This is a genomic window from Actinoallomurus oryzae, from assembly GCF_039541955.1.
In the GTDB taxonomy this organism is placed as follows: Bacteria; Actinomycetota; Actinomycetes; order Streptosporangiales; family Streptosporangiaceae; genus Actinoallomurus; species Actinoallomurus oryzae.
In genome coordinates this window covers 227,066-250,640 of sequence record NZ_BAABHF010000024.1, presented here as the reverse complement: position 1 = coordinate 250,640, position 23,575 = coordinate 227,066, and the positions used below count along the sequence as shown (strand labels likewise).

General features: G+C 70.5%; 19 protein-coding genes. 8 read left to right on the top strand and 11 right to left on the bottom strand.

Features of this window, described 5'->3' with window-relative positions:
- Positions 1-162 precede the first annotated feature (162 nt).
- From ABEA10_RS22350 to ilvC, 4 genes are all read left to right on the top strand, one after another.
- The gene (locus tag ABEA10_RS22350) at positions 163-2,061 is read left to right on the top strand and encodes an N-acetylmuramoyl-L-alanine amidase (RefSeq protein WP_345466849.1); all 1,899 of its coding nucleotides are present in this window, start codon (positions 163-165) and stop codon (positions 2,059-2,061) included.
- A gap of 293 nt (positions 2,062-2,354) precedes the next feature.
- The gene (locus ABEA10_RS22345) at positions 2,355-4,097 is read left to right on the top strand and encodes an acetolactate synthase large subunit (protein WP_345466847.1); all 1,743 of its coding nucleotides are present in this window, start codon (positions 2,355-2,357) and stop codon (positions 4,095-4,097) included.
- Between the two features lie 84 nt (positions 4,098-4,181).
- Positions 4,182-4,706: an acetolactate synthase small subunit gene (ilvN, locus tag ABEA10_RS22340; protein ID WP_345466844.1), complete on the top strand. Its 525-nt coding sequence runs from the start codon at positions 4,182-4,184 to the stop codon at positions 4,704-4,706.
- Positions 4,707-4,745: 39 nt separating this feature from the next.
- The gene (gene ilvC, locus ABEA10_RS22335; RefSeq protein WP_329262332.1) at positions 4,746-5,732 is read left to right on the top strand and encodes a ketol-acid reductoisomerase; all 987 of its coding nucleotides are present in this window, start codon (positions 4,746-4,748) and stop codon (positions 5,730-5,732) included.
- 114 nt (positions 5,733-5,846) lie between these two features.
- On the opposite strand, the gene ABEA10_RS22330 is transcribed toward ilvC, so the two are convergent.
- Both ABEA10_RS22330 and ABEA10_RS22325 read right to left on the bottom strand, forming a co-directional pair.
- Positions 5,847-7,097 carry an MFS transporter gene (locus ABEA10_RS22330; RefSeq protein WP_345466842.1) on the bottom strand — a complete coding sequence of 417 codons (1,251 nt, stop codon included), beginning with the start codon at positions 7,095-7,097 and terminating at the stop codon, positions 5,847-5,849.
- Positions 7,098-7,286: 189 nt separating this feature from the next.
- Complete coding sequence (locus ABEA10_RS22325; protein ID WP_345466839.1) at positions 7,287-7,718, bottom strand: VOC family protein; 432 nt, start codon at positions 7,716-7,718, stop codon at positions 7,287-7,289.
- 290 nt (positions 7,719-8,008) lie between these two features.
- On the opposite strand from ABEA10_RS22325, the gene ABEA10_RS22320 reads away from it, so the two are divergent.
- Positions 8,009-8,581 (top strand): hypothetical protein, encoded by a 573-nt coding sequence (locus tag ABEA10_RS22320; protein WP_345466837.1) that lies wholly within the window; start codon positions 8,009-8,011, stop codon positions 8,579-8,581.
- 539 nt (positions 8,582-9,120) lie between these two features.
- On the opposite strand, the gene ABEA10_RS22315 is transcribed toward ABEA10_RS22320, so the two are convergent.
- Together ABEA10_RS22315 and ABEA10_RS22310 are read right to left on the bottom strand one after the other, a co-directional pair.
- Positions 9,121-10,548, bottom strand: a complete 1,428-nt coding sequence (locus tag ABEA10_RS22315) for a CehA/McbA family metallohydrolase (RefSeq protein WP_345466835.1) — start codon at positions 10,546-10,548, stop codon at positions 9,121-9,123.
- Positions 10,549-10,785: 237 nt separating this feature from the next.
- The gene (locus ABEA10_RS22310) at positions 10,786-11,460 is read right to left on the bottom strand and encodes an SseB family protein (protein ID WP_329256260.1); all 675 of its coding nucleotides are present in this window, start codon (positions 11,458-11,460) and stop codon (positions 10,786-10,788) included.
- 259 nt (positions 11,461-11,719) lie between these two features.
- Here ABEA10_RS22310 and serA point away from each other — a divergent pair, with 259 nt between their 5' ends.
- Complete coding sequence (serA, locus tag ABEA10_RS22305; protein ID WP_345466831.1) at positions 11,720-13,309, top strand: phosphoglycerate dehydrogenase; 1,590 nt, start codon at positions 11,720-11,722, stop codon at positions 13,307-13,309.
- Between the two features lie 403 nt (positions 13,310-13,712).
- Here serA and ABEA10_RS22300 read toward each other — a convergent pair whose 3' ends face one another.
- A complete protein-coding gene (locus ABEA10_RS22300) occupies positions 13,713-14,315 on the bottom strand; it encodes a TetR/AcrR family transcriptional regulator (protein WP_345466830.1) in 603 nt (200 codons plus the stop codon).
- A gap of 101 nt (positions 14,316-14,416) precedes the next feature.
- On the opposite strand from ABEA10_RS22300, the gene ABEA10_RS22295 reads away from it, so the two are divergent.
- Both ABEA10_RS22295 and ABEA10_RS22290 read left to right on the top strand, forming a co-directional pair.
- On the top strand, positions 14,417-15,211 hold the full coding sequence (locus ABEA10_RS22295) for an SDR family oxidoreductase (protein WP_345466828.1): 795 nt from the start codon (positions 14,417-14,419) through the stop codon (positions 15,209-15,211).
- Positions 15,212-15,324: 113 nt separating this feature from the next.
- A complete protein-coding gene (locus ABEA10_RS22290; protein ID WP_345466825.1) occupies positions 15,325-16,593 on the top strand; it encodes an MFS transporter in 1,269 nt (422 codons plus the stop codon).
- On the opposite strand, the gene ABEA10_RS22285 is transcribed toward ABEA10_RS22290, so the two are convergent.
- From ABEA10_RS22285 to ABEA10_RS22260, 6 genes are all read right to left on the bottom strand, one after another.
- Positions 16,511-17,476: a helix-turn-helix domain-containing protein gene (locus ABEA10_RS22285; protein WP_345466822.1), complete on the bottom strand. Its 966-nt coding sequence runs from the start codon at positions 17,474-17,476 to the stop codon at positions 16,511-16,513. The two genes, ABEA10_RS22290 and ABEA10_RS22285, sit on opposite strands and share 83 nt — an antisense overlap.
- A gap of 140 nt (positions 17,477-17,616) precedes the next feature.
- Complete coding sequence (locus tag ABEA10_RS22280; protein WP_345466819.1) at positions 17,617-17,976, bottom strand: hypothetical protein; 360 nt, start codon at positions 17,974-17,976, stop codon at positions 17,617-17,619.
- Between the two features lie 116 nt (positions 17,977-18,092).
- Positions 18,093-19,214 carry a beta-propeller fold lactonase family protein gene (locus ABEA10_RS22275; RefSeq protein WP_345466817.1) on the bottom strand — a complete coding sequence of 374 codons (1,122 nt, stop codon included), beginning with the start codon at positions 19,212-19,214 and terminating at the stop codon, positions 18,093-18,095.
- A gap of 28 nt (positions 19,215-19,242) precedes the next feature.
- Positions 19,243-20,553, bottom strand: coding sequence for an alkaline phosphatase family protein (locus tag ABEA10_RS22270; protein WP_345466814.1), 1,311 nt, complete (start codon positions 20,551-20,553; stop codon positions 19,243-19,245).
- A gap of 434 nt (positions 20,554-20,987) precedes the next feature.
- Positions 20,988-21,878 carry an ROK family protein gene (locus tag ABEA10_RS22265; RefSeq protein WP_345466812.1) on the bottom strand — a complete coding sequence of 297 codons (891 nt, stop codon included), beginning with the start codon at positions 21,876-21,878 and terminating at the stop codon, positions 20,988-20,990.
- Positions 21,868-23,271: an APC family permease gene (locus ABEA10_RS22260; protein ID WP_345466810.1), complete on the bottom strand. Its 1,404-nt coding sequence runs from the start codon at positions 23,269-23,271 to the stop codon at positions 21,868-21,870. The genes ABEA10_RS22265 and ABEA10_RS22260 overlap by 11 nt, the downstream gene beginning before the upstream one ends.
- Positions 23,272-23,575 lie beyond the last annotated feature (304 nt).

Sequence of the window (23,575 nt, the reverse complement as noted above, 5' to 3'; positions counted from 1 at the left end):
CTCACCTGTGAACCGGTGACCCGGGTCGCACGGGCGACGCCGCCCGTACGGCCCGGCGCGTCGAGGTAGAAAATCTCTGTGGTGTCTCGAATGATCGAAAGTCATTGACGCCACCCCGCGGCTTCGGCACTCTGACCGCGTCCCCCAGTACGGAGGCTGCCGATGCCCGTGCGACGACGTACCCTCGTCGCGGCGATCGTGGCCCTGGCCGGTCTGACCACCGGACAGGCTTACGCCGCCCAGCAATCCAGTCCGGTCCCCACCCCCCGGCAACAGGCCTTCGCCGACGCGGCGAAGGCCTACCACGTTCCCGAGAAACTGCTGCTCGCCGTCTCCTACCTGGAGTCGCGGTGGGACGCCAACCAGGGCCGGCCGAGCGTCGGCGCCGGCTATGGCCCCATGCACCTGACCGACGGCACCCTGACCTCCGCCGGAGAGCACTTCTCCGGCGGCGGCGAGGACCCCCGTGGCGACACCGCCCGCCCGGCGCTGCGCCCGAAGGCGACCGCCGCCTCCGCCGCGAGCCCGGACGGGCAGACCCTCCAGCAGGCCGCCGGGCTGACCGGGGCCGGCGCGAACACCCTGCGCACCGACCCCACCGCCAACATCCGCGGCGGCGCCGCCCTGCTCGCCCGCTACCAGCACGACCTCGGCAAGCCGCTCAGCGCCGACCCCGCCGCCTGGTACCAGGCGACGGTCCGCTACGGCGGCACGGCCTGGTTCGCGGGCCAGGTCTACGACGTGATGCGCACCGGCGAGTCCCGTACGACCGACGACGGCCAGCGGGTCACGCTCGCCGCCACGCCCGGGATCAAGCCCGCCGGGGCGGGTGCCAACGCCCCGGAGACCGAGTGCCCGCCCGGCCTCGGCTGTGAGTGGGTGCCGGCGCCGTACCAGCAACTCGACCCGAGCGACCCCACGAGCTACGGCAACCACGACCTGGGCGACCGGCCCAAGAGCCAGCGGATCCGCTACATCGTCATCCACGACACCGAGGGCTCCTGGGCGACCACGCTCAAGCTCGCCCAGGACCCGACGTACCTCGCGTGGCACTACACCGTACGGTCCGACGACGGGCACATCGCCCAGCACGTCAAGAACAAGGACGTCGGCTGGCACGCGGGCAACTGGGACATCAACGCCCGCTCGATCGGCATCGAGCACGAGGGCTTCCTCGCCCAGGGCGGCAGCTGGTACACCGAGGCGATGTACCGCAGCTCCGCGGCGCTGGTCCGGTACCTGACCAGGAAGTACGACATCCCGGTCGACCGGGCGCACATCCTCGGCCACGACAACGTCCCCGGCATCACGCCCGCCAACGTGCAGGGCATGCACGAGGACCCGGGGCCGTACTGGGACTGGGCGCACTACTTCAGGCTGCTGGGCCACCCGCTCCACGCCACCGCGGGGCCGCGCTCGGGCATGGTCACGATCCTGCCGGACTATGACAAGAACGTCGTGCCGTACACCGGCTGCGACGCGAGCGCGCCGAGCGCCCCGTGCCCGGCGCACGGCGGCGGATCGATCATGCTCCGCACCGCGCCCAGCGACGACGCGCCGCTCGTGAAGGACATCGGCAAGCACCCGCCGAACGGGGACGCGACGATGAGCGTGTACGACCACAGCGCACGCGCCGCGACCGGCCAGACCTACGCCGTGGCGGGCCGTCAGGGCGACTGGACGGCGATCTGGTACCTGGGCCAGAAGGCGTGGTTCCACAACCCGAAGAAGCAGCCGACCGCCGTCGGGGCCCACGGCTTCGTCGTCACGCCCAAGCCGGGCGCCGCGTCGGTGCCGATCTACGGGCGCGCCTACCCGGAGGCGGAGGCGTATCCGGCGAACATCCCGGCGCAGAGCCTGGTGCCGATGCAGTACACCTTCGCCGCCGGCCAGCGCTACGCCGTGGCCGACACGGTGCGCGGGGAGTACGACTACTCCACGACCTTCGACGTGTCCACGCACGCCATCGTGCGCGGCAAGCTGAAGTACTACGAGATCCAGTTCGGTCACCGCGTCTACTTCGTGAAGACCGGCGACGTCGTCCTCAAACGCGTCTCCTGAGTGCCCCGCCGCCCGCCGTGATCGCTCGATCACGGCGGGCGGTCTCGTATGGTGAGACTTGTCGTCCACTAATTTGACGTGGGGCGGCAAATTCGCCATGGTTGGGAACGTGAAACGCAATCTGATTCTCGTACTTGGTCGGCGCGCAGGCTGACCAAGTTCGACCGCTTGCGCGCTCCCCTCGATCGCCACCCGGCGCGGGGGGTTTTTTGTTGGCCATGACCCCTGGGCTCGTGACACGTCGTCAGCACGCGATCACCGAGCCCGAGCCCTCAGGAGCACAAGGACTTGCGATGACCGAACGGATGACCGGAGCCCAGGCGCTCGTCAGAGCCCTGGAGCAGGTCGGTGTCGACACTGTGTTCGGAATCCCGGGAGGTGCGATCCTCCCGGCGTACGACCCCCTCTTCGACTCCCGGCAGGTACGCCACGTCCTTGTCCGCCACGAGCAGGGCGCAGGCCACGCCGCGCAAGGATACGCCCAGGCCACCGGCAAGGTCGGCGTGTGCATGGCGACGAGCGGTCCGGGCGCGACCAACCTCGTCACCCCGATCGCGGACGCGTACATGGACTCGGTGCCGATCGTGGCGATCACCGGGCAGGTGGCGAGCGGCGCGATCGGCACGGACGCCTTCCAGGAGGCCGACATCGGCGGCATCACGATGCCGATCACCAAGCACAACTTCCTCGTCACCGACCCCGCCGACATCGGGCGCACCATCGCCGAGGCGTTCCACATCGCCTCCACCGGCCGGCCCGGCCCGGTGCTGGTCGACATCGCCAAGGACGCGCTGCAGAAGGAGGTCGACTTCGTCTGGCCGCAGCCGATGCAGCTGCCGGGCTACCGTCCGGCGATCCGCCCGCACGCCAAGCAGATCCGCGAGGCCGCCCGGCTGCTGACCACGGCGAAGCGCCCGGTCCTGTACGTCGGCGGCGGTGTGATCAAGGCCAGGGCCGCCGACGAGTTGCGCACTCTCGCCGAGCTGACCGGTGCCCCGGTCGTCACGACCCTGATGGCCAAGGGCGCCCTGCCCGACAGCCATCCGCTGCACATGGGCATGCCGGGCATGCACGGCAGCGTCGGCGCGGTCGGGGCCCTGCAGCAGTCCGACCTGCTCGTCGCGTTGGGCGCGCGATTCGATGACCGGGTGACCGGCCGGATCGACACCTTCGCCCCCGACGCGAAGGTCGTGCACGCCGACATCGACCCGGCGGAGATCTCCAAGAACCGCCACGCCGACGTGCCCATCGTCGGCGACTGCCGCGACGTGCTCACCGATCTGATCACCGCGGTGCGGAACGAGCACGCCGCCGGCCGCAAGGGCGACCACGAGGACTGGTGGCGCCAGCTCAGCGCGTGGCGCGAGACGTACCCGCTGGGTTACGAGACGCCGGCCGACGGGTCGCTGGCACCGCAGCAGGTCATCCAGCGCATCGGGCAGATCGCCGGCCCGGACGCCCTGTACGTCGCGGGCGTGGGCCAGCACCAGATGTGGACCGCCCAGTTCATCGGCTACGAGCGGCCGGGCGCGTTCATCAACTCCGGCGGGCTGGGCACCATGGGCTTCGCGGTGCCGGCCGCGATGGGCGTCAAGCAGGGCCGGCCGGACACCACGGTCTGGGCGATCGACGGCGACGGCTGCTTCCAGATGACCAACCAGGAGCTCGCCACCTGCGCCATCGAGGGCATCCCGATCAAGGTCGCCGTGATCAACAACGGTAACCTCGGCATGATCCGGCAGTGGCAGACGCTGTTCTACAACGAGCGATACTCCAACTCCGACCTGCAGTCCCGGCGGATCCCGGACTTCGTCAGGTTGGCGGAGGCGTACGGCTGCGTCGGGTTGCGCTGCGACAGCGCCGCCGAGGTGGACGCCACGATCAACAAGGCCATGGAGATCAACGACGTGCCGGTTGTGATCGACTTCATCGTCCACCACGACGCGATGGTCTGGCCGATGGTCGCCGCGGGCACGAGCAACGACGACATCAAGATCGCCCGAGACCTGGCGCCGGACTGGGGGAACGATGACTGAGCATTCCAGGCTGGGAGGGGATGAGATGAGCCACCGAATCAGCGAACACGCGCTTCTGGTCGCTCCCCCGACGAAGGAGGGCTCATGAGCAGGCACACGCTTTCGGTGCTGGTGGAGAACACGCCGGGCATCCTGGCGCGCGTGGCGTCGTTGTTCTCCCGCCGCGGCTTCAACATCGACTCACTGGCCGTCGGCACGACCGAGCATCCGGAGATCTCCCGGATGACCATCGTCGTCAACGTCGAGGAACGTCCCCTCGAACAGGTGACCAAGCAGCTCAACAAGCTGATCAACGTCATCAAGATCGTCGAGCTCGACCCGGGCGCATCGGTCCAGCGCGAGCTCGTCCTGATCAAGGTCCGCGCCGATCACGAGATCCGTTCCCAGGTGCTGGAGACCGTCGAGCTCTTCCGCGCCCGGGTCGTCGACGTGGCCCCGGACGCGGTGACGATCGAGGCGACTGGTAGCAAGGACAAGCTCGAAGCCCTGATCCGGGTGCTGGAGCCCTTCGGCATCAAGGAACTCGTGCAGTCGGGCATGGTCGCCATCGGCCGGGGCGCCCGTTCCATCACCGACCGCTCGCTGCGCGCCATCGAGCGCAGTGCGTGAGCGATCCGTTTTTTCAGAGAGGTAAGGCAATTGGCTGAGATCTTCTACGACAAGGACGCCGACCTGAGCGTCATCCAGGACCGCCACGTGGCGGTGCTCGGATACGGCAGCCAGGGGCACGCGCACGCGCTCTCGCTGCGCGACTCCGGCGTCGACGTCCGCGTCGGCCTGCCGAAGGACTCCAAGAGCCGCGAGAAGGCCGAGAACGACGGCCTGCGCGTGGTCACGCCGGAAGAGGCGTGTGAAGAGGCCAACGTCACGATGGTGCTCATCCCCGACCACCTGCAGCGCGAGCTGTACGCCTCGGCGATCGCGCCGTCGCTGGTCGAGGGCGACGCACTGTTCTTCGGCCACGGCCTCAACATCCGCTACGGCCTCATCGAGCCGCCCGAGGGCGTCGACATCTGCATGGTCGCCCCGAAGGGCCCGGGCCACCTGGTCCGCCGCCAGTACAACGAGGGCCGCGGCGTACCGGTGCTCGTCGCCGTCGAGCGCGACGCCAGCGGCAACGCCTGGCCGCTCACCCTCTCCTACGCCAAGGCCATCGGCGGCACCCGTCCGGGCGCCCTCAAGACGACCTTCACCGAGGAGACCGAGACCGACCTGTTCGGCGAGCAGGCCGTGCTCTGCGGTGGCGTGTCCGAGCTGATCAAGGCCGGGTTCCAGACGCTCGTCGAGGCCGGCTACCAGCCGGAGGCGGCCTACTTCGAGTGCCTGCACGAGATGAAGCTGATCGTCGACCTGATGTACGAGGGCGGCCTGTCCAAGATGCGCTGGTCGATCTCGGACACCGCCGAGTTCGGCGACTACACCCGCGGCCCGCGCATCGTCACCGACGCCACCCGCGAGGAGATGCGCAAGATCCTCGGCGAGATCAAGGACGGCACCTTCGCGAAGGAGCTCGTCGAGGAGTTCGACGGCGGCCGCAAGAACTTCCTCAAGCGCCGCGAGGAGGAGCAGAACTCGCCGATCGAGCAGACCGGCGCCAAGCTCCGCCCGATGATGTCCTGGCTCCAGGACGACTGATCTCTTCCTGAGCGGCGAGCGCGACCATGGATGCGAGCGCGACCATGGAAACGAGCGTGACCAGAGCCGCCAGGGGCCCGTCAGGCGATCCCTCGACGGGCCCCGGGCGGCCCCTCACGGCCCCTCGTCTCGCCGGTTGTGGCGCCGGGCCAGGAGCAGGACGCAGGTGACGGCGGCGAGCGCCATGGTGGCCAGTCCTGAGCCGCCGAGCGTCGCCCGCGGGCCGATCGTCGTGACGAGCGGTCCGCCGAGCGCCGTGCCGAGCGGCGATGCGGTGAGCAGTGCCGCGCTGCGGGTGGCGAGCATCGTGGCCAGGTGCTGCGGCGGCGACTTCGCCTGCATGAGTGTCACCGAGAGCGCTACGAACGGTCCGTAGATGGCGCCGCCGAGCGTGAAACACGCGACCGTGACGGCCGTCGGCACGTCGAACCCGAACGGCAGCAGCGACAGCCCCCAGCCGGCGACGATGGCGACCGTCACCGGCCAGAGCGGCAGCCGCCGCAGCGCGCCGGCCGTGAGCCCGCCGAGCAGCGCGCTCGCGCCGAACAGCGTCCAGTACAGGCCGAGCAGCGTGCCCGGTGCGCGCAGGTCGTCGGTGACGTGGAGTGGCAGCGCGACCTCGACCGGGCCGTACAGCAGGTTGAAGAACCAGGTGAGCGTCAGCAGCCCGAGCAGCTCGGGATGGGCCCGCAGCAACGCCCGCCCTCCGCGTGCGGCCGCCCGGTCGACGGGGGAGACCTCTCCTGCCCGCGGCAGCCGGGTACGCGCGACCAGCACCGCGAGGAACAGGTAGGTGAGCGCGTCCAGGCCGATCACGAGTGCCGAGCCGACGTACGTCACCAGCACACCGGCGATCGCCGGCCCGGCGATCGTGGCGGCGAAGTTCAGCGAGCTGACCAGGGTGTTCGCGGCGAGTCGCTGCTCGGCGGGCAGCAGTTCGGCCAGCAGCGTGTACTTGCCCGCGCTCCCCCACGCGTGCAGCAGCGACGACACCGCGAGCAGCACGACGTACAGCGGCGGCGTGAGCAGCCCGGCGAGCCAGGCGAGCGGCACGCCGCCGAGGAACACGGCGCGTACGACGTTGTCGGCGAGCAGCAGCCGCCTGGCCGGTACCCGGCGCAGGCGGGGGCCGAACACCAGCGCGCCGACCACCCCGGGCAACGTGTACGCGGCCACCGCGCCGGCGAGCCACAGTCCCGCGGTCGCCTGCGGCGCGAGTTCGATGGCGAGCCACGCCACCGCGACGAAGCTCATCCCGTCCCCGAGGTAGGAGACCGCGAAGCCGAGGAGCAGCCGCCGCAAGATCTTGTTGCCGAGAACCGGCCGGTAGGCGGAGGGCACGATGCGCCGGAGCGCCGACGGCACCTTCTGGCGGTGCGCCCGAGCCGGTGACCGGCGACCAAGGACGTGATCCGTCACCACGGGGTCAGCCGGATCACCGGGGATCTCCGGCCGGTGTCGGTTCGATACCCAGCGTGGCGGGGCCGGGCGGCGGTTACGGGATGCCACGCCTGTTACGGCCGGTGCTGGAGGGCGATGTCCATGGTGGTCACACTATTTGCGGATCGGTACCGGCGCTTCTCGATTCCTGTCCGGGCCCGGGCCGAGCAGGTCCCAACGGTTACCGGCGACGTCGAGGAACACGGCGACCCGTCCGTACGGCTCGGTGCGTGGTGAGGTCACGAACTCCACCCCGGCGGCGACCATCCGCCCGTACGTGGCGTCGAAGTCGTCCACGCGGAGGAAGAACCCCACCCGGCCGGCGACCTGGTTCCCGACGGCCAGGGGCTGCCGTCCGCCGTCCGCACGCGCCAGCAGGATGCCCGTCTCGGCCCCTGGCGGCCGGACGACGACCCACCGTTTCGGACGGCCGTCGTTCGTCAGCGACGGTGAGTCCTCGACCAGCTCGAAGCCGAGCAGGTCGACGAAGAACTCGATGGCCGGGTCGTAGTCGTCCACGACCAACGCGACAAGATCGACTCGCACGCTGCCCGAGCATACGAACCGGCCCACGGACGCGCGAGTCTCCGCTTCCCGCGGCCCCGGTCACGAGCCGGCCGGGAGGGCGATTCCGTCGACCGCAGGTGGGTGGCCAGTAATTCATCACGGCCGTCGACGAGCAGCTCCAGCCTGCGCGGCCACCCCTGGCGCATCAGGCCCTCGGTACGGAAGTACAGCACGGTGCAGCCCGCCGGGCCTTCATGGGGATTGAATCCACCGCCGTCGGGTGCCATTCCCGCAGGGCCGGTGAGCAGCTCCCACAGCCGTTCCGTCCGGTGCGGCTCTGGGGTGACGACCGCGAGCGCGAAATGCGTCTGGTGGTCGGCTCGGCGTTCGTCATCCATCAACCGGCGGAATCGTTCTCCGGACCCGGCCGGGCAAAGGAAGATCTCGAGTTCACCGCCGCGGGCGGGCTCACTGCCGGAAATCGCGGCGTGCACGATCTGGACCGCCAGATCCTCCTCCGGAATTCCATATCCGCGGGCCACCCGCTCGCGTACGACGGTACTCGGCCGTGGCGACCCGGCGTTCAGTCCGATGGCCGCCAGCTGAGCGTCGAAGCCGTCCGGCCGGCCGGACGGACGGACGGAAAGACCATGACGGAGCCGTGCGCGAAGCGGCAATGCCGTGCGATGTCCGCGACGACGCGCGCGGGCGTGCCACCGGGCATGATCTCGGCGAGCAGTTCGAAGGCGCTTAACGACCGGGTGAAGTCCATGACCCGCCGGATGCGCCGCATGTCGGCATCCTCAAGCGCCGCATCGTCGGCGCCCCTGGACTCCGCTGCGGCACGCCGGTCTCCGAATTCGTGCATGGCATTCTCCCCGAGTTACTGGTCGCGTACTTGACTTCGCTTCGATCCACGGTCGGGATCGTCAAGGACGATCATCGTTACACAGAGCCTCGGATCTTTCCAAGAATCAAAGCCTGCGGACCACCGTGCCACTGCCGACGAATATAATTGAATGATAAATTACCTGTCCGCACGCCGAATGCGCCGACAGAACGCCACCCGGTATCCGAACACCGAGGCAATGGCTCGGTGTGTTGCTCAACGAGGCCGTCATACACCAGGCAGTGGGTGGATCCGAATTATGCGAGAACAACTCGAATATCTGTTGGAGGTCCGTCGAGGAACAGGCCGCGTGGCTTCGGGTGACGGGTCTCTGCCTTGATTGGAAGGCGAAGCCTGCTTCTTACGGTATGGGCGGACCCGGCGGGCATCCAGAGTCTCGACCCGACGAGGGAACGCGCAGCCTCGCCGGCGCTTCGCCGCCGATGTGCTCGACCGGGTCCTGTGAGGGGCACCCTCACCAGCCTCCTGCCGGTTCAAGGTGACCCTCACAATCCGCAAGCCTCGCGCTGGCCGGCGGTCACCGGATCGGGCTCAGTGGCCGAGGAAGATGGGGTTGGTGAGGGCGGCCATGGAGCCGTCCGGGTGGCGGACCTCGGCGCGGACGTACGGTGACACGCGTGGCGTCGTGTGCCAGGTGGCCGTGCCGGCCGGGCCCTCGAACACCTGGCCCTCGTCGGTGAACAGGCGGATCACGCCCGCCGCCACGCCCTCCGACCGTACGGACACCTCGACCCGGTCGCCCGGTGCGGCGTCGAGACGCTCGCCGACACCCGCCGTACGCGACCCGGCGGTGGCCGTGAACGACAGCGAGATCGCCGAGGACTCCGTGACGTACAGCCGCCCGGCCTTCACCGCGGACAGGATCGCGCCGCGTTCGAGGTCATCGGCGAGGACGACGTTCTGCGGGAGGCCGATGACCTGGCCCTCCTTGTGGGAGTCGCTGTCGCCGACCGCCGGGATCCAGCGGTGCCCCGCCACCAGCAGGCCGTTCCACATCTGCAGTGCGGCCTCGTCATCGAGCGTCCACGGACCGTTCCAGACCTCGATGGCATCCACCTGGTCGTAGCCGAACTTCCACTGGCAGCCGACGAACGGGCAGAACGGGTGGGCGGCCACGGCCAGCGCGCCGTGCCGGTGGATGTCCTTGAGGAAACGGGGGATCACGCCGTCGACCGCGCGGTACCGCCAGTCGATCCAGGTGCCCGGCGGCAGCCCGAGCGCCGTGTAGTGGCCGTTGCGGGTGGTGATCTCCTCGCCGTCGATGATGAGCAGGTCGTCGCGTGCGTGGTGACCCCAGATGCCGGCCGCGCTGGAGGTGTTGTGCTCGGTGGAGACGATGAAGTCCAGTCCGGCCGTACGGGCACCGGCCACGATCTGCTCGGGCAGCCAGGCGCCGTCGGAGTGCACGGAGTGCAGGTGCATGTCACCGCGGTACCAGGCGCGGCCCCGGCCGGTCGCACGCGTCGGGGCGTGCGAGGGCACGAACGCCGGCCCCGGCTCGCCGAACCGCAGCGTCACCGTCACCGTCCAGTTCATGCCCTGGGGCGCGACCGTGTACGGCCCGAGGGCCACGCGCCACTCGCCGGGGCGTACGCGACCGGGGAGGTAGCCGGGCGTCGCCTCGGAACGGCTGATCGCGAACGAGTCGCGCGCCCCGCCGGACCAGCCGCGAAAGCCCGTCTCGTCGAACGCTCCGAGGTCGAGGGCGTTGCCGGGCACGCCCGCGGGCGGCTCGGGCCGGTCGTAGATGTAGGACACCGCGATCTCGCGGACCCCGGGCGGCACCCGTACCGGCACGTACACCCAGTCGGGCGCTCCGGGCTCGAACCGGCCGGAGATCGTACGGGTCTGCTCCGCACCGGCCTCGGCGGCGGCGAAGTGCAGCGGATCCAGCGTCATGGCCGCTCCCGTGGCCCCGGTGACCAGCAGGAACCTTCTCCGGTTCAGCTCGGCGGACATGAGATCTCCCCTCGGCCGACAGAGTCGATCTTCATTGCCCGGCGCGGCGCCGAAAAGGCGAGCGGCCGGGATCGGCCACCCGCCGGCGCCAAGAGGGACCGGCCCGGCGAACGCCGCGCCGCGTACGGGCCGGTGATCAGGTAGCCGCGGCCGGCGCCGAGCACGCGCGGGGCCACGACCACGAGCGCCGGCCCCACCGCGGACCACGGCCGCGGTGATCAGGCCCGTACGACGTGCTCAACGTCGTACGACGGTGGCGTTCATCTCGGTGAGGAAGCCCTCGGTCTCCTCGTCGCCGATGTGGGCGAAGACCGGGATGTTGCTCGGCGGCAGGTCCTCCATCGTCGACTGGAGCAGCTCGTTGGCCAGCTGCGGGTCGGCGCCCTCCTCGACCATGACGTGGAGCATGATCCCTTCGACGCCGCTGGGCATGCGTACGTCGGAGATCCACACCCGCTCGACCGCGGGGAAGTCGCCGAGCCGCGCGGCGATGCCCTCCTGGAGGCTGGGCACCAGCTCGTGCTCGCTCGGACGGAACGCCACCTCGACGTCCTCTTCCACGCTCATGCCCTGGGCGATCAGGTACCCCTGCACGTCGCTGAACGGAATGAGGGCCGCGTCCTCGCCCTCGGGGTCGACCACGAGGGCCTCGACGTCGCCCGTACGGGCGATCTCCAGAAGCAACGCGGCGTCGGCCTGCTGGAACGTCTCGGTCTCGGGTTTTTCTGAGTACTTGTCGGGAGAGGTGAACGCGGCCAGCACCACGCTCTCGTCCTCGAGCTGTCCGACCAGGACCGAGCCGTCGGGGTTGGTCACGATGAGCACCCCGCCGTCGACCAGCGCGCGCAGGATCTCCTCGGGTTCTCCGCGCTGCGCGAGGACGTCGGCCAGCTTCGGGTTTCCATTCGCCATGCGCCCGACATTAGTGCGTACGCGGCACCTCCCGCGGCCATACGGGCACGGGTTCCGGACGCACCTTTACCCAGCCGTGGAAACGGCGCCGTCGGCCGCTTGTGGTTACGCGCATTGCGCTCTTGACGCTCTCCGTCGGAGAGTCGGTAATCGACCCCCGTCGCCGGGGAGAGCACCGTCCGTCCCGAAGATCATCGTCCGTCACCTACAGCACCGTTCGTCACGTACAGCGTTCGTCACGCACAAAGGGGGGCCCACGTTGAGCAAGCCCGTCGTCCTCGTCGCCGAGGAGCTGTCACCCGCCGGCATCGCCCTGCTCGAGCCCGGCTTCGAGGTCCGCCGCACCGACGGCGCCGACCGCGGACGGCTGCTGGCGGCCGTCGCGGACGTCGACGCGGTCATCGTGCGGAGCGCGAGCCGCATCGACGCGGAGGTGCTCGCGGCGGCGCGGCGGCTGCGGGTGGTCGCGCGGGCGGGCGTCGGCCTGGACAACGTCGACGTCGAGGCGGCGACCCAGGCCGGTGTCATGGTCGTCAACGCTCCGACCTCGAACATCGTCACGGCCGCCGAGCACGCGATCGCGCTCCTGCTGGCCACGGCCCGCAACGTCCCGCAGGCGCACGCCTCGCTGAAGCGGGGGGAGTGGCAGCGCTCGCGGTACACCGGCGTCGAGCTGCGGGACAAGACGCTCGGCGTGCTCGGCCTCGGCCGCATCGGCGTGCTCGTCGCCCAGCGGCTCGCCGCGTTCGACATGAACGTCATCGCCTACGACCCGTACATCCAGGCGCCACGCGCCGCCCAGCTCGGCGTACGGCTCGTGTCGCTGGAGGAGCTCCTGCGCGACAGCGACTTCATCACCGTTCACCTGCCCAGGACGCAGGAGACGCTCGGGCTGATCGGCGACCGGGAGCTGCGGATGGTCAAGCCGTCCGTACGCATCGTCAACGCCGCGCGCGGCGGCATCGTCGACGAGGACGCCCTCGACCTGGCGCTCAAGGAGAAGCGGGTCGCGGGGGCGGGCATCGATGTGTTCCGCGACGAGCCGTGCACCGACAGCCCGCTGTTCCACCACGACAACGTCGTGGTCACCCCGCATCTGGGCGCGAGCACGCACGAGGCGCAGGAGCGGGCCGGCACCCAGGTCGCCCGGTCGGTACGCCTGGCGCTGTCGGGGGAGTTCGTGCCGGACGCGGTCAACGTACGCGGCGGCGTCGTGGCCGAGGAGGTCAAGCCGGGCCTGCCCCTCACCGAGAAGCTCGGTCGCGTCTTCACCGCGCTCGCGGGCGGCGTGCCGGCGCGACTGGAGGTCGAGGTGCGCGGCGAGATCGCCCGGTACGACGTGAAGGTGCTGGAGCTGGCGGCGCTCAAGGGCGCGTTCACCGACATCGTCGAGGACTCGGTGACGTACGTGAACGCGCCGCTGCTGTCGCGCGACCGTGGCGTGGAGGTGACGCTCACCGCCGGCGAGGACAGCCCCGACTGGCGGAACCTCATCACGGTCCGGGGCACGATGGCCGACGGCGCGGTCGTCTCGGTGTCCGGCACGCTGACCGGGCCCAAGCACGCCGAACGCCTCGTGGCGGTGAACGGCTACGCCATGGAGATCGCGCCGACCGCGCACATGGGCTTCTTCACCTACATCGACCGTCCCGGCATCGTCGGCGTGGTGGGCCGGCTGCTGGGGGACGCGGGCATCAACATCGCGGGCATGCAGGTCGGGCGGAACGCCAAGGGCGGCAAGGCGCTCATCGCACTGTCCGTCGACTCGGCGCTCGGCCCGGATCTGACCGAGGCGATCGCAGCCGAGATCGGCGCCGACCAGGGACGCCGCGTCGACCTCGACGCATAAGCCTCCTACCAGGCATTTTACGTCCCTCGTCTCGCATAGTGGGATTTCTGACCGTGAGTCGAGACTTCCCCGCGGACCGCGGGTAACGTGATAATGACCATGCGGCACTACGTGTTCATCCTTCGCAGCCGCGGCGGGGTCTGATCTTGTCGATGGGCCGGCGACCCGCCGCGGAGACAGCCGCTGGTCAGCAGTCCTGTCCGCACTGGTGCCGACATCCACGAAAGACGCATTCATGGACTCGATGTACGTGCTGAAGCCTGCCGAAGACGCCGCCGAAGAGGCCGCCCGCGCGATCCAGATCGCCCTGGATCGCCGTGACAACGGCGGCGCCGCCGCCAAGTAACCACCGAACGGCGCTCCGCCGGCACGACGCCGGTGGGGTGCCGTTCGCGCGCCCTGGTCAGCCCTGAACGCCCGGGGTGGACGCGAGCCTGCGCGCGGCCTCGATCACGGTTCGGCGGCGGCGTGCCAAGGCGTCCTGGTCGGTCTGCTCGTCCAGGACGATGCGACACGTCCTGGGCACCGCGAAGTTCCAGGCGATCAGTCCCATGACGGTGAAGAGCAGGTCCTGGGCGGCGCGGACGCGTGTCTCCTCGGGAAGGTGGCGGACCGCGCCTCCCTCCGCGAGGTGGTGGACCTTCTCGCGGAAGCCGGCGCGGAACTCCTGCTCGCTCTCGGGTTCGTCGCCCGCCTCCAGCGCCTCCCAGAGCAGCAGCCTGATCAGCTCCGGGTGTTCCCGGTACCAGTCGAAGATCTGCCCGACCGACTCGGCCATCGCGTCGGGATCGATGGAGATGGAGACGCGGATCTCCTCCAGCTTCGCCCGCAGGATGGCGGCGAAGAGCTTCTCCTTGCTCCCGTAGTACAGGTAGATGGCCTGCTTGTTGGCCTTGGCGGCGGTCGCGATCCGATCGACCCTCGCCCCCGCGAGCCCGTGTTCGGCGAACTCGGCGGTGGCGGCTTCGAAGATGCGCCGCCTGGTGTCCTCCGCGTCGTAGGCCATGAACGAAATTAAACCATCCGGTTGACTCCTTGCGGTCCAGGCGGCAGTATCGGGGCTCAGCAATAAAACAACCAGATGGTTTATTCATGGAAGGTCCTCCTGTGAGCTCTGCGACTCCCATCCCCGTTCGTTCGCCGTTGACGAGCGCCCTGTCCGGCACGACCGCCGTCCTCGTCGGCGGAAGCTCGGGCATCGGCCTGGCGGCGGGCCTCCTGCTGCGTTCGGTCGGCGCCCGCGTCGTGCTGGTCGGACGCGACCCCGACCGGCTGGAGGCCGCCGTCTCCCGGGTGCGCGGCGCCGGGCCGGCCGAAGGCCCCGACGACGCCGTGCTGGGCGTTCGCGGCGACGGGGGAGACGAGCGGACCCTCGCCGAGGCCTTCGACAGGGCGGGGCACGTCGACCACATCTTCATCACGGCGGGCGGCATCGGCGGCGCCGGCCCTCTGGCCGGGCTGTCGGCCGATGACGTCCGTACGACCCTCGGCTCCCGCGGCTGGGCGCCCTTCGCCGCCGCCCGCGCGGCGGCGGCCGGGCTTCCCGCGGGCGGCTCGCTCACGTTCAGCTCGGGGATCCTCCTGGTTCGCCCCATGCCCGGAATGGCCGTTCCGCTGTCGCTCGCCGGTGCCGTGGAGACCCTCACCAGGGCCTTCGCGGTGGAGCTCGCCCCCGCGCGGCTGCGGGTGAACGCCGTGCGCTACGGCCGGATCGACACCCCGCTCCTGCGCTCGCTGCCGGGGCTGGACTCCGACGACGCGGTCGCCGCCGCCGGAGCCACCCTGCCCCTCGGCCGCTTCGGCGCCGCCGAGGAGGCCGCCGCCACGGCCCTGTTCCTCATGGCCAACAACCACATCACCGGTCAGGTCATCACCGTCGACGGCGGCGAGACCCTCGTCTGACCCCGACGGCGGTCACGCCGGGCGAGGCGCCGTACGGCCGCTGTCCGAAAACGCGCGCATGTTGGCGTTTCCGACACTCGTCGCCCGCCGTCGCCGTCGACAGCATGGTCGGCATGCACGGCACAGCGCGCGTCATCTCCGACTCCCGGCGTCCGGCGTCACACCGCGCGTGGTGGCCGGCCGGCCTCGCCGTGGTGGCGGCCGGCTGGGGAGCGCAGCAGTTCACTCCGCTCCTGCTGATGTACCAGGCCCGCCTGCACCTCAGCGCCACCACCGTCCAGGCCGTCTTCGGGCTCTACGTCGCGGGCCTGATCCCCGGGCTGCTGCTCGGCGGTCCCGTCTCGGACCGGTTCGGCCGCCGTCGCGTCATGGTTCCCGTCCTCGGCCTGTCCGTCGTCGCCACGGCGCTGCTCGTGCTCGGCGGGGGATCGGTCGGCCCGCTGTACGCCGGGCGGCTGCTCACCGGAGTGGCCGGCGGCGCGGCGTTCAGCGCCGGCGCGGCCTGGATCAAGGAACTGTCGGCCCTCGGGCCGTCCGGCGGCGCCGGTCACGCCCCCCGGCGTCTCACCGTCGCGATGAGCGCCGGTTTCGGGCTCGGGCCGCTGGTCGCGGGCGTCCTGGCGCAGTGGGCGCCCGCGCCGGCCGCCCTGCCGTACGTGCCGCATCTGGCCTTGGCCGCCGCGGCCCTCGTGGCGGTGCTGCGCGCGGCCGAGACACGGCCCGGAGACCGGAGCCCGGCGTCACGAGGGCCGTCAGGGCCACGAGGGCCGCGCCTGCCCGAGCTGCGCGAACGCCGGTTTCGTCTCGTGGTGGTGCCGCTGGCGCCGTGGGTGTTCGGCTCCGCGTCCGTGGCGCTGGCGTACCTCCCGGAGGTGGTCCGGCCCCGGCTCGGCGGGCACGCGCTCGTGTTCAGCGCCGTGGTGATCCTGCTGACCGCCTTCGCGGGCATCCTCGCCCAGCCGCTGGCGCGCCGCATGGACGGCGCCCCCGTACGCCTGCTCGCCACCTCGCTCTCCCTGGTCGTCGGCGGCCTGCTCGTGGCGGCCCTGGCCGCCGCCGTCGTACGGCCGTCGCTCGTGGTCGTGGCCGCGCTCGTGCTCGGCGCCGGGTACGGCTGCTGCCAGGTGTACGGCCTCAGCGAGGTGCAGCGCATGGCCCGCCCCGAGCACCTCGCCGGACTCACGGCGGCGTACCAGGCGGTCTCCTACATCGGCCTGGCGCTGCCGTTCCCGCTCGCCGCCGCCGGACACCTCGCGTCGCCGGGCGTGCTGCTGCTGGTCGTGGCGGGGCTCGCCGCCCTCACGCTGGCGTGGACGGCCCCGCGAGCCCGTCCCGGAACGTCCGCCGGTAGGCGTCGGGCGGGACGCCGACCGCGCGGTTGAAGTGGCGCCGCAGCGTGGCCGCCGTGCCCATCCCGGTGCGGGCGGCGATCGACTCGACGCTGTCGTCGGTGGTCTCCAGGAGCTCCTGGGCGCGGTGGATCCGCTGGGTGAGCAGCCACCGCAGCGGCGTGGTACCGGTGGTGGCGTTGAAGTGCCGGGCCAGGTTGCGCGAGCTCATGTTCGCCTCGCGGGCCAGGTCCTCGACGGTCAGCGGCCGGTCCAGCCGCGCGAGCACCCACGGCAGCAGGTCCGCCAGCGGACGGCCGCGCCCGCCCGTGTCGACCGGGGCGCGAATGAACTGGGCCTGCCCACCGGCCCGGTGCGGGGGCACGACGAGGCGCCGGGCCAGGTCGTTGGCGACCGCGACGCCGTGGTCGAGCCGGACCAGGTGCAGGCACAGGTCCATCCCGGCGGCCTTTCCCGCGGAGGTGAGGACGTCACCCTCGTCGACGTAGAGGACGTTCGGGTCGACCGTCACGCGGGGATACCGGGCGGCGAGCAGTTCGGCGTGCAGCCAATGCGTCGTCGCCCGGCGCCCGTCGAGCAGGCCGGCCGCCGCCAGCACGAACGCTCCCGTGCAGATGGAGACGATCCGCGCGCCCGCGCCGTGGGCCGCCCGCACCGCGGCGACGAGGTCGGCGGGCGGGTCGCCGGAGACGTCACGGCACGCGGGCACGATCACCGTGTCGGCGGCGACGAGCCCGTCCAGCCCCTGCGACGCCTCGGCCCGGAACCAGCCGCCGAACCGCACGTCGCCCGCGCCGCAGACCGTGAAGTCGTACCAGCGGCCGGTGATCCCGCGGTCGACGCCGAAGACCTCGCAGACCGCGGCCACCTCGAAAATCGTGATGCCGTCGTGGACCGCGAGCGCGACCGAACCCATGTCCGAAAGTGTACGCACCACACCGAAACCGACGCAGCGCTCGTCGGCTCGCCGCACGTGCCCATGGTCGCGCTCGCCTCGTCACCCGCTACGCGGACGGCTCGTACCTCACCGCCCACTCCGCTCGCTCGCCGCTCCGGTCAGCCGGTGGCGGTGCACGTTGGGCACGGCACCTCGGCGTACCGGATGGGGGAGCGGTCGGCGTCGCACTCGATCTGGGCGACCGCGCCGGCGCCGAAGCAGTCGGTGCACATGCCGACGCCGGCCATCATGCGGCGTACGGCGAGCTGTCTTCGGGTCGGAGGAAGGCCGCGGACCACGTCGTCCACCTCGTGCTCCTCACAGTCGATGTGGACGTGCCCCGACCCGTGGCACTGCGGGCACTCGCCCACCCGCAGCGCCTGCGGCGGCCGTCCGTCGAGCGTGACGAGCTCGCCGACCTCCAGGCACATGTCACAGGGGGCCAGCACGCCCCCGAACGGCCCGTCGTCCTTGCTCACGATCGCCCACCGAACCCCTGATCGCGCCCCATGCCGCACCTCCCCGTTCAGCGTCCACAGCGGGGTTTCGCGCGTCAAGCCCCCAGCCGCGTGGCAAGGTGCGGAGGGACGGCGGCTCACGGTGCTTTGGCGAACGCGATACCGAGCGGTGCGGCGTCGATCGGCTTGGTTCCGGTGCCGCCCACGACCGTGGCGATGACCTTGCCGGAGGCCACGTCGATGACCGAGACGCTGCCGGAGAACCCGTTGCCGACCCACGCCTCGGACCCGTCCGGCGTCACCGCGACCGACTCGGGCAGCTTCCCGACCCCGATCTCACCGGTGATCTTCCGGCTCGCGGTGTCGACCACCGCCACGGTGTTGTCGTTCATCTGCGTCACATAGGCACGGGTGCCGTCGGGCGTCACGTCGACCGCCCACGGCTGGTTCCCGGCCGTGATCCGCTGCCGCGTACGGCCGGTGTTCGCGTCGATCACGGCGACCTTCCCGGTCATCGGCTCCGTCACGTACAGGGTCTTGCGCGCCGGATCGACCGCGATGCCCTGCGGTCCCGCGCTGTCGCGGAACGTGTCGATCACCCGGTTCTTCTTCACGTCGATGACGGCGATGCGGTCGTCACAGGTCACGTACGCGCGGGCACCGTCCCGGCTGAACGCGACCTGCCTGGGCGCCGTCCCCACCCGGATCCGGTGGACCACCGCGTCGGTCGTGGTGTCGATCACCGCGATCGTGTCGGCGCCGCCCTTTCCGCTGTCGCCGCCGGTCACGGCCACGTACACCTTCGTGCCGTCGGGGGAGACCGCGACGTCCTTCGGGTACGGGCCGACGTGGACGGTCCGCTCGGCATGGCTGACGGCGTCGACGACGAGCACGTCGTACTGGCCGGTGTCGGCGACGTACACCTTCTTGCCGTCCGGCGTCGCGGCCACCCCCTGGGCGGCGTCGGTCTTGATGTCCGTGGCCAGGATCGTGTGGGCGGCCACGTCGACGGTGGACACGTTGTAGCCGCCGGCCAGCGCGACGTACGCCAGGTAGCCGCCTGCGGCGCGCTTGACGCCGGGGGATGACGGCACCTCCCACTTGGGTCCGCCGGGAGCGCTGTTCGACGGGCTCGGCCTCGCCTGCGGAGACGATGACCCGGTCAGCCCGAGGGCGGCACTCGCCGGCACGGCCAGCAGGACAAGGCCCGCCGCACCCCCCGCCGCGAGGAGCCGCCGCCGTGAGATCTGCTTCAGCACGGTCGAAAGTCCCTTCTCGTCTGCCGGTTCAGCCGCGCGGCCGTGGCCGTGGGCCCTTTTCCTGCCGGGGCGGTGTCTGGGCCCCGCCGGGGAACTGCGGCGAGGGCAGGGTCGCGATCTCCTCCACCGCCTGCCTCAGCCGCCGCTTCGTGTGCGGCAGCCGCGGCGGGCGAGCGTGCGATGCCATCCCCAGCGCCGAGGTCAGGTCGCCGAACGCGGACCGGCGCCACGCGCTCAGGTTCGGGATCCCCACGCCGGTGAGCTGTTCGAGGAAGCGCAGCGTGGACGTGTGGTCGAAGGGCTCGCGGGCGACCCACCCGCCGACGGTCCAGGGCGACACGATGACGCATGGCACCCGGAAACCGCCGCCGATCGGCACTCCCTGTACGTACTCGTCCGGCGTCCCCGGCGGAGGCACCGGAGGCGGGACATGGTCGAACAGCCCGTCGTTCTCGTCGTAGTTGAGGATGAAGACCGTCTTGCGCCACACATCCGGGTTGGACGCGATGGCGTCGATCTTGCTGGCCACGAAGTCGGCCCCGGCCGCAGGTGTGTAGTCGGGGTGCTCGGACTGGTAACTGGTCGGGATTATCCACGACACCGTCGGCAGCCGGTCGTGCGCCGCGTCGTACTCGAACTGCCCGGCCGAATAAGTGCGCAAGCCATTACGGAAGAGCGGAGACTGCGCGCCCGCATTCTGGAATGAGGCGAAATACTCCAGCACATTGCAGCCGTAGTTGTCCACCTCCTGGTAGACCTTCCAGTCGATTCCCGCTTCGGTCAGCGCTTCCGGATAGGTCTTCCACTGATAGGCGATCGGATCCTTGTTGCTGGTGACCGGACCGCCCTGGGTGCCACCTGGATCGATGGTTCCGCTCATCAGGTAGAGGCGGTTCGGCCAGGTCGGCCCCATCAGCGAACAATGATAGGCATCGCAGATGGTGAACGATTCGGCCAGTGCGAACTGAAAGGGAATGTCCTCGCGCGTGTAGTAGCCCATGACATAGGGGCCGTTGGCGCCATCGGCGGCCCGGTGCGCGGGCAGCCACTGGTCCATCTTCCCGTTGTTCCACGCCCGGTGCTGCACCGACCACGCGTGGCTGGTCGACGGGATCGCCTGGGCGCTGGTCGTACGGGTGTCCAGGTGGAAGGGCAGCAGGTAGCCGGCGGGATTCTCCACGTCGGGCTGGTAGAAGACCGACCTCCCGGTGTCCAGCGTGATCGCGTCCGGATCGGAGAAGCCGCGAACCCCGGGGAGGGTTCCGAAGTAGTGATCGAACGAACGGTTCTCCTGCATGAGAATGACGACATGCTCGATGTCGTGGAGTTTTCCGTTCACGTGTGCGGGGGTTTCGGCGACGGCACGTCGCACATTGGGTGGCAGAAATTCCGCTGCGAACGCCGCCGCAGCCGTGGCGCCCGCCGCACTGAACAGGCGGCGACGGGTCAAATCAGGCATCTAACACGCTCCCGACCCGCGGGCACCCTGAAGATGCCAGGTAAATGGCAGATGCGGGTGCCCGACTTGACGCGATGAGTCAATGGAAGGTGATGATCATCTGTCGGGACATTAATGCGATATAGGGCCTGAAGAATAGGGTTATGGCCGGAGGCGGACAGGCTCGGAGTAAGGCTCGTCCGGGCTGTTGACGAGCCGAGGGCGATGTGCCATACGTGTATGGCGAAGGATTAATTGCACTCGCGGCATCGGGAAAACCGGCCCCGAAACCGACCGAGCCGGCCCTGAAACCGACCGAGCCGGCGGATCGAGGCTCAGAGCGCCTCGACGGCGAGGGCGATGGCGCCGATGAGCGGGGCGTCGTCGAGGAAGCGCGCCGCCTCGACCGGCGGCGGGAACGGCACCGCCCGCATGACCGCGCTCTGGATGGCGGGCAGGAAGGCGTTCGCCATGCCCCCGCCGACGACGACACGCTCGGGGTCGAGGAAGGTGGCCAGGTTGGCCACGGTCATGCCGAGCGTGGCGGCGGCGTCGTCCAGGAGGTTGGCGATGGCGGGTTCGTCCCGGCCGGCGGCCAGGTCGACGGCGGTCACGGAGCGGCGCAGGAGGGTCGTGCCGCGCGCGGCCAGGCCGCTGCCGGAGGTGTACTCCTCCAGCGGCGCGTGGCCGTGGGCGTACCCGGGCTCACCCGGCTCCCGCAGCAGATAACCGATCTCGCCCGCCGCGCCGTGCATGCCGGGCACGACCCGCCCCCCGACGATGAGGGCGGCGCCGGTGCCGGTGCCGAGGTTGACGTACAGGCCGACGTCCGTGCCCCGGAGCGCGCCCCAGTCGAGTTCGGCGGTGGCGGCCGCGTTGACGTCGTTCTCGATCCCCAGGGCGGTCACCCCGAGGCCGTCGCGCAGGATCGCGGGCAGCGGCAGGTCGTCCCAGCCGCGTACGTTGGGCGCCAGGCGCACCCGCCCGTCGCGTACGACCCCGAAGGTGGAGATCCCGGCCGCCCGGAGGCGGCCGGGGGTCGCGTCCGTCAACCCCTGGGCCGCCTCGAGCGTTCGCCGCAGGACCTCGTCGGCGCCGTCCGCGGCGCGGGTCTCGATGCGGGTGGACCGCAGCCGTTCACCGGTCGTCGTGGCGGTGGCCAGAGCGACCTTGGTGCCCCCGAAGTCGATGCCGAGGACGAAACCGGCCGATTCGTCATACGTCATGGACCGCCTCCTCGGCGTTGGGTAGGAACGACTCCTTGATCTCCTTGGGGCCGAACGGCCAGGTCCGCTCGGCGCGCGCCCAGATCAGGAAGGCCGCGACGCCGCCCGCGAGCCATACGAGGGACAGCTGGATCGGCCAGGAGCCCGCGGACTTGTAGATGTAGAGCCAGCCGACCAGCGCGATGATGCTGGGCAGCGGATAGAGCCACATCCTGTACGGCCGGGGCAGGGCCGGCTGCCGCCGGCGCAGCACGGTCACGGCCACGATCTGGGCCACCGACTGGATGAGCACGAACACCGCGGTGAGCATGCTGATCACGTCGGTCAGCGTGAAGAGACTGCCGAGCGCCGTGATGATCCCCATCGCGAACAGGCCGGCGGTCGGGAAGTTCAGGCGCGGGTGCAGCCGCCCGAACCAGGACAGGAACACCTTGTCGCGTGCGGCGTTGTAGGGCACGCGCGAGCCGCCGAGCAGCCCGGCGAACACGGAGGCGAACGCGGTGACGATGATCCCGACCGTGAAGACCTGCGCGGCGCCCTTGCCCCACGCCTTCTCCAGCACCAGCGAGGCCACCGAGCTGGAGTGCTGGGCCTGCTGCCACGGAACGACGCCGAGCACACCCACCTGGAGCAGGAAGTACAGCCCCATGATCCCGAGGATGGAGATGACGATCGCCCGCGGGATCACCCGGCCCGGGTCCTTGACCTCGGCGCCGAGGTAGGCGGCCGTGTTGTAGCCGAGGTAGTCGTAGATGGCGAGGACCAGGCCCGCCCCCAGGCCGGTGAAGAACTTCGAACCGCCGTTCTCGGGGAAGGTGAAGGCCAGGTGCGGGCTGAAGTGCGTGAAGGCGGCGAAGATCACGCCGAGCACGGAGATGAGCATCACCACGAAGAAGAACGAGGTCAGCCGGCCGATGTCGCCGATGCGCCGGTACAGCGCGACGACCACGAGCACCACGACGCCGAGGCCGACCAGGTGACCCTTGCCGGAAAGGCCGTCGCCGTGGACGAGTGAGGGCCACAGATACCCGGCGTACTGCACGAGGCCGATCACGCCCGTCGACATGATCAGCGGGATGAACAGCACCGCCGACCAGACGAAGAGGAAGGGCATGAGCCGCCCGGTGCGGTACTGGAAGGCCTCGCGCAGGTAGAGGTACGTGCCGCCCGCGCCCGGCATGGCCGCGCCGAGTTCGGCCCAGACCAGGCCGTCGACGATCGCGATGACCGCGCCGACCACCCAGCCGAACATCGCCTGGGGCCCCTCCATCGTGCTGATCATGAGGGGGATGGTGACGAACGGCCCCACGCCGCACATCTGTGTCATGTTGACGGTCGTCGCCTGGAACAGCCCGAGGCGCCGTTCGAACGACGGCGCGGTGGGACTCGCCATGGATGCTCTCCGTTCACCGGGGGTCGCCATACCCAGGGAAGATGACTCCCCTAAAGGTAAGGGAGACTTCCTAACGAAGAAACAGGATCAGGGTCCCGCAAGCTGGATCGTTCCGTGATATGCCAGCTTGTGGAGATCGGCGTGGGAGGGGACACGTGTCGACCGAGGCTGGTGTGACGGGGACTGGTGTGACGGGGACTGGTGGGATCGGGACCGGCGGGCCGGGAAGTGGCGGGCCGGGAGGCGGTGGCCCGGGAAGCGGTGGGCCGGGTAACGGCGGGCCGGGGAACGTCAATCCCACCGC

Bases quoted from the DNA above. Each gene is read 5' to 3' on its own strand.
- ABEA10_RS22350 (WP_345466849.1), top strand. From the start codon at position 163: ATGCCCGTGCGACGACGTACCCTCGTCGCGGCGATCGTGGCCCTGGCC.
- ABEA10_RS22345 (WP_345466847.1), top strand. From the start codon at position 2,355: ATGACCGAACGGATGACCGGAGCCCAGGCGCTCGTCAGAGCCCTGGAG.
- ilvN (WP_345466844.1), top strand. From the start codon at position 4,182: ATGAGCAGGCACACGCTTTCGGTGCTGGTGGAGAACACGCCGGGCATC.
- ABEA10_RS22315 (WP_345466835.1), bottom strand. From the start codon at position 10,548: ATGTCCGCCGAGCTGAACCGGAGAAGGTTCCTGCTGGTCACCGGGGCC.
- ABEA10_RS22310 (WP_329256260.1), bottom strand. From the start codon at position 11,460: ATGGCGAATGGAAACCCGAAGCTGGCCGACGTCCTCGCGCAGCGCGGA.
- ABEA10_RS22300 (WP_345466830.1), bottom strand. From the start codon at position 14,315: ATGGCCTACGACGCGGAGGACACCAGGCGGCGCATCTTCGAAGCCGCC.
- ABEA10_RS22290 (WP_345466825.1), top strand. From the start codon at position 15,325: ATGCACGGCACAGCGCGCGTCATCTCCGACTCCCGGCGTCCGGCGTCA.
- ABEA10_RS22285 (WP_345466822.1), bottom strand. From the start codon at position 17,476: ATGGGTTCGGTCGCGCTCGCGGTCCACGACGGCATCACGATTTTCGAG.
- ABEA10_RS22265 (WP_345466812.1), bottom strand. From the start codon at position 21,878: ATGACGTATGACGAATCGGCCGGTTTCGTCCTCGGCATCGACTTCGGG.
- ABEA10_RS22260 (WP_345466810.1), bottom strand. From the start codon at position 23,271: ATGGCGAGTCCCACCGCGCCGTCGTTCGAACGGCGCCTCGGGCTGTTC.